Here is a 13522-nt window from a genome sequence, read left to right as displayed (position 1 = left end):
GTATTATTCACAGAGTATAAGCTATCTACATAAAATGGGGTAAATGAAGTGCATAAAGAAGTTACATCTTGTCGATACTTATTTAGTGGAGGTGGAGAGTAATGGAAAAACAAATTAAAACATGTTCCGTTTGTCATGAACAGCATACAAAGGGTATTGAGGTGTTTTCCAGCTTTATATGCCAACACTGCGAGGTAGAGATTGTAGAGGTGGATTCATCTCATTTTCGTTATCAATTGTTAGTAAATCAATTAAAGAGAATATCAGGAGCGTTTTCTTACTAAAAGCCCTTTTTTATAAGGGCTTCTTTATATGGCTCAAAAAAATCATCTAAGTTTGTTATAATGAAAGAAAAATGAATTTTGATAGGAAAAATACTTACATATTCTTTTATCAAGTTAGCAATGTTATATTTACAAAAAGTAAGGAATGGATGTATGGATACATATTTACCTTTATATAACCGTTTGGTAAGGCACAGCGAAAAGAGGTCACTCTCTTATCACGTGCCCGGCCATAAAAATGGTCAAATTCTACCTTCACATATTCAGTCTTCTTACGCAGACTTTTTGCAATACGATCTAACGGAAATTAGCGGATTAGATGATTTACATGAAGCAGAATCTGTTATTAAAGAAGCACAAGAGTTAACGGCAAAGTTGTATGGAGTAGATGAAAGCTTTTTTTTAGTTAATGGTTCTACTGTAGGCAATCTCGCCGCGATTTTATCTCTTTGTCATGAAGGAGATAAAATTGCTGTTCAAAGAGATTCTCATAAATCTATTTTTAATGCTATTGCTTTATCAAAGGCATCACCTATTTTTTTAGCTCCTGAAATAGATTCCAAAACACATCTTAGTACAGGTGTATCCATTAAAACAATTAAAGCAGCTTTAGAGGGTTCTCAGGATATAAAAGCATTTGTATTAACAAATCCTACTTATTACGGGGTGGCGCGAGATCTAAAGGAGATCATTGACTTTATTCATGGCTACAATATTCCTATAATTATTGATGAAGCTCATGGAGCCCACTTTATTTTAGGTAATCCTTTTCCGTCGTCAGCTGTTACGTATGGAGCGGATCTTGTTGTTCAGTCAGCACATAAAACGCTACCAGCTATGACTATGGGTTCTTATTTACATATGCAGGGGACGTTGATAAATAAGCAAAGCGTTCGGCATTACCTACAAGTACTGCAGTCAAGCAGTCCCTCATACCCTATTATGGCTTCTCTCGATTTAGCACGGTATTATCTGCAGCAGTTTACTCAGTATGATATTGATAGAATGACTGAAAATATTCATTCGTTTGTTGAAAAGATTAATGAGATTGATACACTTTCAACTATTGATGTGGAAACAGATCAAACTGCTACCGACCTTTTGAAAATGACGTTGACTTGTTCGGCTGCAACAGGATATCATTTGCAAAAGGAACTGGAAAAGCAAGATATTTATACAGAACTAGCTGACGTTAACTATGTATTGTTTGTGCTACCTTTAAGCAGCAGTTGGGATTTTAATGATACAATTAAGCGGGTTAGACAAGCAGTAGAGAATATACAGCGTAAGTCATATGAAAAACTAATAATCAAACCATTTCGTTTTTCAAGAGCAACGGTTCTCCTGCCTATGGAAGAAAGAAAACTAAGAACAAAGCATATGTGTTCGTTTGAAGAAGCGATTGGGCGTGTAAGCGCACAATCTGTTATTCCATATCCTCCTGGAATTCCCATTTTAATGGAGGGAGAAACGATTACAAGCAATCATATTGACTATATTTTGCATATTCAAAGGTTAAATGGTCATATTCAGGGCGGCTCTTGTATAGAAGAAGGAAAGATAGAAGTATTTAAATAGAGAAAGGAATTTATATACATGTCAGGAACGTTTATTACATTCGAAGGGCCAGAAGGTGCTGGTAAGACGACTATCATCCACATGGTTCAACAAAAATTAATACAAGAGGGCTATAATATTGTATTAACAAGAGAGCCTGGAGGCATACGAATTGCTGAACAAATTCGTGAAATCATCTTAAATCCATCTAACACGGAAATGGATGCCAGAACCGAAGCGCTTCTTTATGCTGCGGCTAGAAGACAACATCTTGTAGAAAAAGTGATTCCTGAGCTAAATAAAGGGAATATAGTATTATGTGATCGTTTTATTGATAGCTCACTTGCTTATCAAGGAAATGCGCGGGGTATAGGCGTAGAAGATATTTTTGCTATCAATCAATTTGCTATTGAGCAAACGATGCCACAGGCCACTTTATATTTTGATATTGTGCCTGAGGTAGGGTTAGAAAGAATTAATAAAGGTCGAAAAGATGAGATTAATCGATTAGATTTAGAATCCTTAGACTTTCATTACAAAGTACGAGATGGATATTTATCTCTTTTGAGTGAATTTCCAGAGCGTATTCGACGAATTGATGCAAATCAATCCGTTGAAAAAGTCTGTGAAGAAGCTTATAAACAAATAAAATTGATTTTAAAATAAATACAGATGATCGTTATTCTTGCTATACTATTCTTAACAAAAAAGTAAAATGAGGTGTTATTCATGAAATTAGTAATGGCCGTTATTCAAGATTCAGATAGCTCAAAGCTTTTAAATGCACTTGTAGAAAGAGGGTTTCGTTCAACCAAATTATCAAGTACGGGCGGATTTTTAAAATCAGGGAATACAACAATTATGATTGGTACAGATGATCATAAAGTAGATGAAGTACTTGATATTATTAAGGGCCAATGTGAAAACCGCAGGCAGATGATTTCTCCTGTGGCACCGATGGGCGGTAATGCAGATTCATACATTCCGTATCCTGTTGAAGTTGAAGTGGGCGGAGCTACAGTATTCGTACTACCAGTAGATCAATTTCATCAATTTTAAGAGAGAAGATTTTAAATAGAAAGTGATGATTGAATGGGAAATACATGGGAACAGCTTGAAGCTCTTCAGCCGAACGTATTAAAGATTTTGCAAAACAGCTTACTTAAAGAGCGAGTTGCTCATGCTTATTTATTTGAAGGAAGCAAAGGAACAGGTAAAAAACAAATTAGTTTTTTGTTTGCTAAAGCGCTGTTTTGCCAAAATCCAGTTAATCATAGGCCATGCCATGAGTGCAGTAACTGCCGGCGAATTGATTCAGGTAATCATCCAGATATTCACTTGATTGAGCCAGCTGGTTTATCGATTAAAAAAGAGCAAATTCAATTTTTGCAATCAGAATTCACAAAAACCGGTGTTGAATCTAATAAAAAGTTATATATTGTGAATCATGTTGATAAAATGACAGTAAGCGCAGCAAATAGTTTACTGAAATTTTTAGAAGAGCCTGGCAACGGAACTTATGCAATTTTATTAACAGAAAATATACAGCGCTTATTAGATACAATTATCTCACGTTGCCAAGTAATATCATTTCGATCTCTTACACCAGAACAGTTAGCTGAAAAAATAGTAGAAAATGGCCTTTCCGGAGTAGATGCGTCCATCTTGTCTAATTTAACAAACAGCATTGATGAAGCAATTGAATTAAGTAAAGATGAATGGTTTGGACTTGCAATAAAGTTAGTGATACAATTATATGAAGTGTTAACAACGAGACCTCAACAAGCTCTTCTTTTTATTCATGAAAAGTGGGTAACACATTTTAAAGAAAAAGAACAAGCACATATGGGTTTAACTTTATTGATGCTTCTTTATCGTGATTTGTTGACGCTGCAAGTTGGACAAGAGTCTAAAATCGTCTATCGTCATAAAATAGAAGAATTAAAACAGCAAGCTCTTCAGACAACGCAGGAAAAAGCGATTTATCGCTTAGAGGTTATCTTGAAGGCCAAAAATAAATTAAATTCAAATATGAATCTACAGTTATTAATGGAACAGCTGGTGTTGGATTTGCAGGAGGGATAAAAGCTTGTATGATGTAGTAGGCGTTCGCTTTAAAAAAGCGGGAAAAATATATTATTTTGACCCTGGAGAACTTACAATTCCAGATGGTGAGTTTGTTATTGTAGAAACAGTTCGTGGTGTTGAATTTGGCAGAGTGGTTATTAATAAAAAGCAAGTAAGTGAACACGATGTCGTGCTTCCTTTGAAAAAAGTAATCCGCATTGCCGAACAAAAAGACAGGCTGATTGTGGATGAAAATAAACAAGCTGCTAGAGAAGCGTATGATGTATGCGTGCAAAAAATTCAATCACACGATTTAGATATGAAGTTAGTAGATGTAGAATATACGTTTGATCGTAATAAAGTCATTTTTTATTTTACAGCAGACGGCCGTATTGATTTTAGGGAGTTAGTTAAAGATTTAGCTGCTATTTTCCGTACGCGAATTGAGCTTCGTCAAATCGGTGTACGAGACGAGGCAAAGCTGTTGGGCGGGATAGGTCCTTGTGGACGTATGCTATGTTGCTCAACGTTTTTAGGTGATTTTGAGCCGGTTTCTATTAAGATGGCCAAAGACCAAAACCTATCGCTTAATCCAACGAAAATTTCTGGTTTATGCGGACGTTTGATGTGTTGTTTAAAATATGAAAATGATGAGTATGAAACGGCAAAAGAACAGCTTCCTGATATAGGCTCAACAATTAAAACTTCAGATGGTTCAGGACGTGTAGTAGGTTTGAATATTTTGGAAAGAATTATTCAAGTGGAACTGTCAGATCACGAACAAATTTTAGAGTATACTCTGGATGAGATCAATAATGAAGGTGCTGTTTCGTTTCAAGCCACAGATTAACGAGGTGGGCAAAGGTGGATAAAAAAGAGATTTTTGATTCGGTGACAAACATGGAGGAACAAATTGGTCATTTATATAAGCAGTTAGGTGAGTTGAAAGAGCATCTTGCTGAGCTAATTGAAGAAAATCATCACCTGCAAATAGAAAATGATCATTTGCGCCGTCGCCTTGACCAGACAAACTTCGAAACGAAGCTGAAAAATAGACATTCAAAAGCAAGCGCTCAAACAAAAGAGCAAAAACAAATTGATATCGGAGAAGGATATGACAATTTGGCTCGCCTTTACCAAGAGGGTTTTCATATTTGTAACATTCATTATGGAAGTGTTCGTAAAGATGGAGACTGTTTGTTTTGCTTGTCATTTTTAAATAAAAAGTAACAACACCTCTCCCTTTTGGAGAGGTTCTTTTTATGAGTAAAAGATATAAATAATAGATGTACAAGGAGAAGAACGACTATGGTTGAGTTATATGGAGATGAACGTTTAGATTATCTATTAGCCGATGAGGAGCTGCGCATTATTCAAAGTCCGTCCGTCTTTTCCTTTTCATTGGATGCTGTGCTTTTATCTCACTTTGCTTATGTCCCAATTCGTAAAGGTAACTTGGTTGATTTATGTTCAGGAAACGGTGTAATCCCCCTGTTTTTATCTAAACGAACGAAAGGAAAAATCATTGGTGTAGAAATTCAAGAGCGGCTACACAGTATGGCGCAAAGAAGTATTGCGTATAATCAGCTGGACGGGCAGATTAAAATGATACATGGTGATTTAAAAAATGCGCCTCAAGAACTGGGTTATGGACAATATGATGTTGTAACATGTAATCCTCCTTATTTCACCACATCCAATAAAGAAGAGATAAATGAAAACGAACACTTTGCAATCGCTCGCCACGAAATTCATTGTTCGTTGGAAGATGTGATTCGAGCCAGCAGTCAACTAGTGAAGCAAGGCGGAAAAGTGGCATTAGTTCACCGTCCAGGAAGACTATTAGATATCGTTACGTTAATGAGGCAGTACCGTTTAGAGCCAAAGAGACTTCAGTTTGTCTATCCTAAAGATGGGAAAGAAGCAAATACACTTTTAATTGAAGGTACGAAGGATGGAAGTCCAGATTTAAAGATTCTTCCTCCCCTGGTGGTCTACCAAGATAATGATGAATACACGGACGAATTAAAAAGGATTTTATATGGAACAAAATAATCATTATTTTTATGTAGTTGAATGCAAGGACTGTACGTATTACGCTGGTTACACGAATAATTTGCAAAAACGTATTTCTGTCCATAATGAAGGAAAAGGGGCAAAATATACGAGAGCAAGAAGGCCTGTTTCATTAATTTGGCATGAGGTGTTTACTTCTAAAACAGAAGCTATGCAAAAAGAGTATTGGTTCAAACAGTTAAGCAGAGTGCAAAAACAGGCTTACATTCGAAGGGAGCAAGAAAAGCAGAATGAAATCACAAAAAAGTTATGATGTATCGAATGAACGAGGCGTTTTATATTTAGTTCCCACTCCTATTGGAAACTTAGAGGATATGACATTTCGTGCGATTCGAATTTTAAAAGAAGTTGATTATATTGCCGCAGAAGATACGAGACAAACGAAAAAACTATGTAACCACTTTGAGATCGATACGCCTATTACAAGTTATCATGAACATAATAAACATACAAAAAGTGAACAGCTGTTAAGCGACTTAGACAGTGAAAAAAATATTGCTTTAGTAAGCGACGCGGGCATGCCTTGTATTTCAGATCCTGGTTATGAGTTAGTGGTAGCTGCCGTTAAAGAAGGATATACGGTTGTTCCGCTGCCGGGGCCTAACGCAGCACTAACAGCTTTAATTGCTTCGGGACTACCTACGGGGCAGTTTTACTTTTATGGATTTTTAAACAGAAATAAAAAACAGCGTAAAGAACAGCTTCAAGAGCTTCAGTATATTAAGGAAAGCATGATATTTTATGAAGCTCCTCATCGATTAAAAGAAACGCTAAAGAGTATAGAAGAAATTTTAGGGAACCGATCTATTGTGTTATGTAGAGAGTTAACAAAACGCTACGAAGAATTTTTAAGAGGAAGTGTATTAGAAGCAATTGAATGGACAAATGCCACAGATATTAGAGGCGAATTCTGCTTAATTCTTGAAGGGACAAATGAAGAAGCGCCAGATGAAAGTAATCTATGGTGGGAACAGCTCACCATTATCGAGCATGTTGATCACTATGTAGAAGAAGGACTTTCAAACAAAGAAGCTATTAAGCAAGTGGCAAAAGACCGAGATGTGTCAAAGCGAGACATTTATAGTGAATATCACGTACATTAAAAAAAGCTGTCTATCATAGACAGCTTTTCGTTTTATTTAGAAGCTTGTAAAGAATCTTGAAGTTCTTTCATGATTTGTTCTGCACCTTCACGGCTTAGAATTAATTTGCCGCTAGCAAGTTGAATGTTATCATCAGATACTTCACCTGTTACTTGGCAAGTCATGTTTGGTTTGTATTTTTTTAAGATGATGCGCTCTTCATCTACATAGATTTCTAGAGCATCTTTCTCTGCAATTCCTAATGTACGACGTAATTCAATTGGAATTACTACGCGTCCTAATTCATCAACTTTACGAACAATACCTGTAGATTTCATGTTAATCGTTCTCCTCTCAGTAATCATTTTTCTATGTTATTACTTTCGTCATTATTCGACAATTTCAACGTACTTTCATAATACCAGCGTTTCCAAAACTAGTCAATCATTTTATATGTAAAAAAATGTAGCTGGTAAAAAATTTTTTTCTCGACTTGTTTACAAGCTAATTGTGACCGTCAGTCAAGGAATGACAAGGGATTTCATTGGAAAAAAGATTAATCGCCTAAATAGCTTGATATTAACTATTTTGAAGATAGAGTAAATATAATTCGACATAAAACGACAAAATTAGACCTATTTGTCTTTTTTATCAAAATGACTTTTTGAATGAGGGTATATTTTATATAAAAATAGGGCGAAGCTGATACAATTAACAGGATTATTTTTTGGGAAAATAACGATTATTTAAAAATGAAGCGAATCCGTCATATTCCCATCTATATAGGAAGAGAATGTTTTGAAATTATCATGTAAAATAGTATGATAGATAGTAGAATAAGAAGACAGGGTTTATATGATTACATACATATAAACCAAAATGTTGAAATGGAATGTTGGAGGTTATGAACATGGCAGATGGAAATAATACATTTTATATTACTACGCCGATTTATTATCCGAGTGGTAAATTACATATAGGACATGCATACACGACGGTAGCGGGAGATGCAATGGCTCGTTATAAACGTTTGAGAGGGTTTGACGTACGTTATTTAACAGGTACAGATGAACATGGTCAAAAAATCCAGCGAAAAGCAGAAGAGAAAAACGTGACACCTCAGCAATACGTAGATGATATTGTATCTGGAATCAAAGAGCTGTGGGATAAGATGGATATTTCGTATGATGATTTTATCCGTACAACAGAACCAAGACATAAAGAAATCGTGGAAAAGATTTTCGCGCGCCTTTTAGAACAAGGTGATATTTATCTTGATGAGTATGAAGGTTGGTATTCAGTTCCCGATGAGACGTACTATACAGAGCATCAACTAGTAGATCCAATCGTTGAAAATGGAAAAGTTGTAGGCGGAAAAAGCCCGGATAGCGGACACCCTGTAGAGCTCGTTCGAGAAGAGTCCTATTTCTTTAAAATGGGGAAATACGTAGATCGTTTACTAGCTTTTTATGAAGAAAACCCTTCATTTATTCAACCAGAGTCCCGTAAGAACGAAATGATCAATAATTTTATTAAGCCTGGCCTTGAAGACTTAGCTGTTTCTCGTACGACGTTTGATTGGGGAGTAAAAGTTCCAGGTAACCCAAAACACGTTATTTACGTATGGATTGATGCGCTTTCTAACTATATCACCTCTCTTGGGTATGGTACAGAGAACGATGAAAACTATCGAAAATATTGGCCGGCTAACGTACATTTAGTAGGAAAAGAAATCGTACGTTTCCATACCATTTATTGGCCAATCATGTTGATGGCCCTTGATTTGCCACTTCCTAAGAAAGTATTTGCTCACGGCTGGTTATTAATGAAAGATGGAAAAATGTCGAAGTCAAAAGGGAATGTAGTAGACCCAGTGACATTGATTGACCGCTATGGATTAGATGCCCTTCGTTACTACTTACTTCGTGAAGTTCCATTCGGTTCAGACGGTGTATTCACACCAGAAGCGTTTGTTGAACGTATTAACTTTGACTTAGCAAATGACCTTGGCAACCTAGTTAATCGTACAGTGGCGATGATTAATAAGTATTTTGATGGTGTTATTCCGACTTATGAAGGCAATGTAACAGAGTTTGATGCACTTATCGTCCAAGCTCAAAAAGATACAGTGAACAAATATGAAGAAGCGATGGAAGATATGGAGTTTTCAGTGGCTCTTGCTTCTATCTGGCAATATGTAAGCCGTACGAATAAATACATTGATGAAACGCAGCCTTGGGCGTTAGCAAAAGATGAGAATAAGCTTGCAGAACTTGCTTCTGTTATGACACATCTAGCTGAATCAATTCGTCACATTGCGGTATTGCTGCAGCCATTCTTAACACGTACACCTGAGAAAATTTTTGCTCAGATTGGTGTAAAAGAAGATGTATTAAAAACGTGGGAAAGCACGACGCGTTTTAATATGCTTAAAGAAGGCACAAAAGTAGAAAAAGGTGAGCCAATGTTCCCTCGTCTAGATCGAGAAGAAGAGGTAGCGTTTATTAAAGAGCAAATGCAAGGAAGTGCTCCAAAGGAAGAAAAACCTGTTGTGAAGGAAGAGCCTTCTGAAGAGATTACAATTGATGATTTCATGAAAGTAGAGCTTCGTGTAGCGCAAGTTACGCAAGTAGAACCAGTTAAAAAGGCAGATAAACTATTGAAGCTTCAGCTTGATCTTGGCTATGAAAAACGCCAGGTTGTATCAGGTATTGCCAAGTTTTATAAGCCTGAAGAATTAGTAGGTCGAAAAGTAATTTGTGTAACCAATTTAAAACCTGTGAAACTGCGCGGTGAACTATCACAAGGAATGATTTTAGCGGGTGAAGATGAGAATGGTCTTTCACTAGCAAGCGTAGATCAAAACTTAGCAAATGGCACGAAGATAAAATAAGTATAGGTAAAAGGGGTGTTTCACGTGTAACATGCGAGGACCCCCTTTTATTCATGGAAAGGATCGATTAGATGTTATTTGATACACATGTTCATTTAAACGCAGAACAGTATGAAGATGATTTGCAAGAAGTAATTAATCGTGCGTTAGAAAAAGGTGTTCAAAACATGGTAGTTGTTGGATTCGATGAACCTACCATTAAAAAGGCTATTCAAATAGCTGAAACGTATGACTTTATCTATGCTAGTGTAGGATGGCATCCAGTAGATGCAGTTGATATGACGGATGAGCACTTAGCTTGGATTGAAAAGTTAGCTCAGCATCCGAAAGTTGTTGCTTTAGGGGAAATGGGATTAGACTACCATTGGGATAAATCACCTAAAGAGGTTCAAAAGGACGTATTTCGCCGTCAAATTCGCTTAGCTCGCAAAGTGAATTTACCTATCATTATTCATAATCGTGATGCAACAGAAGACGTGGTAACCATTTTAAAAGAAGAGCACGTAGAAGAAGTAGGCGGGATTATGCATTGCTTCACGGGCAGTATTGAAGTAGCGAAGCAGTGTATGGACATGAATATGTATATTTCTTTTGGCGGACCTGTTACTTTCAAAAATGCGAAAAAACCAAAAGAAGTTGCTACAGAGCTTCCTTTAGATAAACTATTAATTGAAACAGACTGTCCTTATCTCACTCCTCATCCATTCCGCGGCAAGCGCAATGAACCTGGTTATGTTTCATACGTAGCAGAGCAAATTGCAGAGTTAAAAGGTATAACGTATGAAGAATTAGCTGATATTACAACAGCTAACGCTAAAAAGCTATTTGGCATTAATGATTAAAACTTTTTCTCATATAACAATCATTTTCGTGTTAAAGTAAAGATAGGCGCAGAGGAGAATGTTATCCTCTGCCTTTTTCAGTTAAAATAACAGGTAGATGTTTTTTAATTTAGTTGATAATAAGATAAAACGTTGATTTCATAGAAGAAAAATGATGTGCGCAACTAGCATTTCATTTTTACTGAAAAGCAAATGAACAAAACTGAATGTTTTGGAGGAAGCAATGAAGATTAAAGAAATTATTGTAGTAGAAGGCCGAGATGACACTGTAGCAATTAAACGTGCAGTGGATGCGGATACCATTGAGACAAATGGATCAGCTGTAAATGAAGAAACCATTGAGAAAGTAAAATTAGCTCAAAAAACACGAGGCGTGATTATTTTTACAGATCCAGATTATCCAGGACAGCGAATTCGAAATATTGTTTCAGAACGTGTTCCCGGATGTAAACATGCATTCTTAGATAAAGAAGAGGCTCGCCCTAAAAATGGTAAAGGTATTGGAGTTGAACATGCTTCTATTGCATCTATTCAAAAAGCACTAAAAGATGTGAAGCAAGAGTGGATGGGGGCAGCTATGGAGATTTCTCAAGAGGATTTAATCGTAGCTCGTTTGATAGGAGATAGTAAAGCCAAGTCTCGACGTGAAAGAATAGGCAAGTTATTAAAAATTGGTTATGCCAACGGAAAGCAGCTCCATAAACGATTACAGATGTTCCAAATTTCAAAAGAGGGCTTTATCAGAGCTGTTGAGCAGATAAATAAGGAGGAAAAGGGATCGTGTTAAAAGATATTGCAACGCCTAATCGAACCAAGGAAATTTTAAAGAAATACGGTTTTACATTTAAAAAGAGTTTGGGACAAAATTTTTTAATTGATACGAACATTTTACATCGTATTGTTGATCATGCGGAAATAACAGAAGAAACGGGAGCTATTGAGATTGGACCTGGTATCGGGGCCTTAACTGAACAGCTAGCAAAGCGCGCAAAAAAAGTGCTGGCATTTGAAATCGATCAGCGTTTGCTTCCGATTTTAGCTGATACTCTTTCTCCTTACTCAAATGCAAAAGTTATTCATCAAGATGTGTTAAAAGCGGATTTAAAAGGGACGCTCGAACAAGAATTCGAAAACATAGAAGATTTAATGGTCGTTGCGAATTTACCGTATTACGTGACGACACCCATTTTGATGAAATTATTAGAAGAGCAAATTCCGGTACGTGGAATCGTCGTTATGCTTCAAAAAGAAGTTGCTGAACGTATAGCAGCTAAACCGGGAACAAAAGAGTACGGTTCACTTTCTATTGCTATTCAATACTATACAGAGGCTGAGACGGTTATGATTGTGCCTAAAACAGTGTTTAATCCGCAGCCTAATGTGGACTCAGCTGTTATTCGATTGTTAAGAAGACCGAAGCCAGCAGTAGAAGTCCAAGATGAAGGATTCTTCTTCCAAGTTGTACGGGCAAGTTTCGGACAGCGTCGAAAAACAATTTTAAACAATCTAGTGAACAACTTGCCAAATGGAAAGCAGAAAAAAGCGGACATTGAGCAAGCACTTTCAACTGCTGAAATTGATCCGAAACGAAGAGGCGAAACGTTATCTATTCAAGAATTTGGAAAGCTAAGTGATCAACTTTTAAAATCATTTCGCTAAATTATCACATTTTTATCATGAAGTCATAGGCTATGAAGAGAATTTATTTTTGAAGTAGCAAAGACGGAGTGAAGCATATGAACATCAAAATTGGTGATATAGTTACACGACCTTCTTATCAAAGAGATTTGCTTTTTCGTGTTATAGCTATTAATGACAGCGAAACGGGGAAATATGCGACTTTAATAGGAGAAGACGTTCGGTTGATTGCGGACGCTCCTTGTACAGATCTAGAGGTTGTGGATGCTAAAGAACAGGATCAAAGAAAAAAACAAGAAGAAGAACTTTTAGAAAGATCCTTGGAGCTTATTCAACAGGATTATCGGCTCGTTCGAGAGAAAACTGAATATAGCATGACAAATGGATACAGCCATTCACATCGCTTATTTCAAATTCCAGGAAAGGTCCTGCACGTAGACGGAGACCCTAATTATTTACGTAAATGTTTGTTGGTTTACGAAAAAATTGGTGTTCCTGTTTATGGTGTTCATTGCGTTGAGTCAGAAATGCCTGAGAAGGTTGGAAAGCTAATTGAGGATGTAAGGCCCGATATTCTAGTGCTGACAGGTCATGATGCCTATTCCAAAGGAAAAGGAAATAAAGATGATCTCCTTGCTTATAGACATTCCAAGCACTATATTCAAACAGTCCAAGAAGCAAGAAAAAGAGTTGGTAATTTAGATCAGCTGGTGATTTTTGCAGGTGCCTGTCAATCGCATTTTGAATTATTGATTCAAGCTGGAGCAAACTTTGCTAGTTCACCCTCACGTGTAAATATTCATGCTCTTGACCCTGTGTATGTAGTAGCAAAACTAAGTTTTACTCCTTTCACGGATCGTATTAATGTATGGGACGTCTTACGTAATACATTAACGGGTGCTAAAGGTTTAGGAGGAGTAGAAACAAAAGGGCTGCTTCGCACGGGCATGCCTTATGAAAGCGATGAGTAGAAATAAAAACAACTGGTTACAGCATGTACACGCATGATGTGCAACCAGTTGTTTTTTCGTATGAAGCCAAAGTATACGCTTAATTACACAAAATCATTTTCAATATTTGCTA

The 13522-nt window shown here is 36.6% G+C and carries 16 protein-coding genes; 15 read left to right on the top strand and 1 reads right to left on the bottom strand.

Annotated features, from left to right (window positions below; genetic code table 11):
* Window positions 1-101 precede the first annotated feature (101 nt).
* From POF52_RS28390 to rsmI, 10 genes are all read left to right on the top strand, one after another.
* Complete coding sequence (locus POF52_RS28390; RefSeq protein WP_013081329.1) at window positions 102-284, top strand: sigma factor G inhibitor Gin; 183 nt, start codon at window positions 102-104, stop codon at window positions 282-284.
* 153 nt (window positions 285-437) lie between these two features.
* Entirely contained in the window at window positions 438-1862 is a 1425-nt protein-coding gene (locus POF52_RS28385) for an aminotransferase class I/II-fold pyridoxal phosphate-dependent enzyme (RefSeq protein ID WP_271997122.1), read from the top strand.
* Between the two features lie 18 nt (window positions 1863-1880).
* The gene (tmk, locus tag POF52_RS28380; RefSeq protein ID WP_271997119.1) at window positions 1881-2507 is read left to right on the top strand and encodes a dTMP kinase; all 627 of its coding nucleotides are present in this window, start codon (window positions 1881-1883) and stop codon (window positions 2505-2507) included.
* Between the two features lie 63 nt (window positions 2508-2570).
* Window positions 2571-2900, top strand: coding sequence for a cyclic-di-AMP receptor (locus POF52_RS28375; RefSeq protein ID WP_013054845.1), 330 nt, complete (start codon window positions 2571-2573; stop codon window positions 2898-2900).
* A gap of 33 nt (window positions 2901-2933) precedes the next feature.
* Window positions 2934-3926, top strand: a complete 993-nt coding sequence (gene holB, locus POF52_RS28370) for a DNA polymerase III subunit delta' (protein WP_074897815.1) — start codon at window positions 2934-2936, stop codon at window positions 3924-3926.
* Between the two features lie 4 nt (window positions 3927-3930).
* Window positions 3931-4758, top strand: a complete 828-nt coding sequence (locus POF52_RS28365) for a PSP1 domain-containing protein (protein WP_013054847.1) — start codon at window positions 3931-3933, stop codon at window positions 4756-4758.
* A 14-nt stretch (window positions 4759-4772) separates the two neighbouring features.
* Window positions 4773-5138, top strand: coding sequence for a DNA replication initiation control protein YabA (gene yabA / locus POF52_RS28360; protein ID WP_013054848.1), 366 nt, complete (start codon window positions 4773-4775; stop codon window positions 5136-5138).
* A 78-nt stretch (window positions 5139-5216) separates the two neighbouring features.
* Complete coding sequence (locus POF52_RS28355) at window positions 5217-5963, top strand: tRNA1(Val) (adenine(37)-N6)-methyltransferase (protein ID WP_271997115.1); 747 nt, start codon at window positions 5217-5219, stop codon at window positions 5961-5963.
* Window positions 5950-6237 (top strand): GIY-YIG nuclease family protein, encoded by a 288-nt coding sequence (locus tag POF52_RS28350; RefSeq protein WP_013054850.1) that lies wholly within the window; start codon window positions 5950-5952, stop codon window positions 6235-6237. Before POF52_RS28355 ends, POF52_RS28350 begins: the two co-directional genes overlap by 14 nt.
* On the top strand, window positions 6215-7087 hold the full coding sequence (gene rsmI, locus POF52_RS28345; protein WP_016762698.1) for a 16S rRNA (cytidine(1402)-2'-O)-methyltransferase: 873 nt from the start codon (window positions 6215-6217) through the stop codon (window positions 7085-7087). Before POF52_RS28350 ends, rsmI begins: the two co-directional genes overlap by 23 nt.
* A gap of 32 nt (window positions 7088-7119) precedes the next feature.
* On the opposite strand, the gene POF52_RS28340 is transcribed toward rsmI, so the two are convergent.
* Window positions 7120-7410: an AbrB/MazE/SpoVT family DNA-binding domain-containing protein gene (locus POF52_RS28340; RefSeq protein WP_170836841.1), complete on the bottom strand. Its 291-nt coding sequence runs from the start codon at window positions 7408-7410 to the stop codon at window positions 7120-7122.
* A 566-nt stretch (window positions 7411-7976) separates the two neighbouring features.
* Between POF52_RS28340 and metG the strand changes: the two genes are divergently transcribed.
* The 5 genes from metG to yabG all read left to right on the top strand — a co-directional run bounded on the left by metG (window position 7977) and on the right by yabG (window position 13410).
* Complete coding sequence (gene metG / locus POF52_RS28335; protein ID WP_271997112.1) at window positions 7977-9959, top strand: methionine--tRNA ligase; 1983 nt, start codon at window positions 7977-7979, stop codon at window positions 9957-9959.
* Between the two features lie 71 nt (window positions 9960-10030).
* On the top strand, window positions 10031-10801 hold the full coding sequence (locus POF52_RS28330; protein WP_013081336.1) for a TatD family hydrolase: 771 nt from the start codon (window positions 10031-10033) through the stop codon (window positions 10799-10801).
* A 223-nt stretch (window positions 10802-11024) separates the two neighbouring features.
* A complete protein-coding gene (gene rnmV, locus POF52_RS28325; RefSeq protein ID WP_271997110.1) occupies window positions 11025-11588 on the top strand; it encodes a ribonuclease M5 in 564 nt (187 codons plus the stop codon).
* The gene (rsmA, locus tag POF52_RS28320; protein WP_176586369.1) at window positions 11582-12460 is read left to right on the top strand and encodes a 16S rRNA (adenine(1518)-N(6)/adenine(1519)-N(6))-dimethyltransferase RsmA; all 879 of its coding nucleotides are present in this window, start codon (window positions 11582-11584) and stop codon (window positions 12458-12460) included. Before rnmV ends, rsmA begins: the two co-directional genes overlap by 7 nt.
* Window positions 12461-12537: 77 nt before the next feature.
* A complete protein-coding gene (yabG, locus tag POF52_RS28315; RefSeq protein ID WP_013081339.1) occupies window positions 12538-13410 on the top strand; it encodes a sporulation peptidase YabG in 873 nt (290 codons plus the stop codon).
* Window positions 13411-13522 lie beyond the last annotated feature (112 nt).

The sequence above is a fragment of the Priestia sp. AB genome, from assembly GCF_028369225.1.
Lineage (GTDB): Bacteria > Bacillota > Bacilli > Bacillales > Bacillaceae_H > Priestia > Priestia megaterium.
The sequence above is the reverse complement of the archived record's forward strand: the minus strand, read 5'-3'. Positions and strand labels throughout refer to the sequence as shown.

Bases quoted from the DNA above. Each gene is read 5' to 3' on its own strand.
- tmk (WP_271997119.1), top strand. From the start codon at position 1,881: ATGTCAGGAACGTTTATTACATTCGAAGGGCCAGAAGGTGCTGGTAAG.
- POF52_RS28385 (WP_271997122.1), top strand. From the start codon at position 438: ATGGATACATATTTACCTTTATATAACCGTTTGGTAAGGCACAGCGAA.
- metG (WP_271997112.1), top strand. From the start codon at position 7,977: ATGGCAGATGGAAATAATACATTTTATATTACTACGCCGATTTATTAT.
- POF52_RS28350 (WP_013054850.1), top strand. From the start codon at position 5,950: ATGGAACAAAATAATCATTATTTTTATGTAGTTGAATGCAAGGACTGT.
- POF52_RS28390 (WP_013081329.1), top strand. From the start codon at position 102: ATGGAAAAACAAATTAAAACATGTTCCGTTTGTCATGAACAGCATACA.
- POF52_RS28355 (WP_271997115.1), top strand. From the start codon at position 5,217: ATGGTTGAGTTATATGGAGATGAACGTTTAGATTATCTATTAGCCGAT.
- POF52_RS28330 (WP_013081336.1), top strand. From the start codon at position 10,031: ATGTTATTTGATACACATGTTCATTTAAACGCAGAACAGTATGAAGAT.
- holB (WP_074897815.1), top strand. From the start codon at position 2,934: ATGGGAAATACATGGGAACAGCTTGAAGCTCTTCAGCCGAACGTATTA.
- rnmV (WP_271997110.1), top strand. From the start codon at position 11,025: ATGAAGATTAAAGAAATTATTGTAGTAGAAGGCCGAGATGACACTGTA.
- POF52_RS28375 (WP_013054845.1), top strand. From the start codon at position 2,571: ATGAAATTAGTAATGGCCGTTATTCAAGATTCAGATAGCTCAAAGCTT.
- rsmI (WP_016762698.1), top strand. From the start codon at position 6,215: ATGAAATCACAAAAAAGTTATGATGTATCGAATGAACGAGGCGTTTTA.
- yabG (WP_013081339.1), top strand. From the start codon at position 12,538: ATGAACATCAAAATTGGTGATATAGTTACACGACCTTCTTATCAAAGA.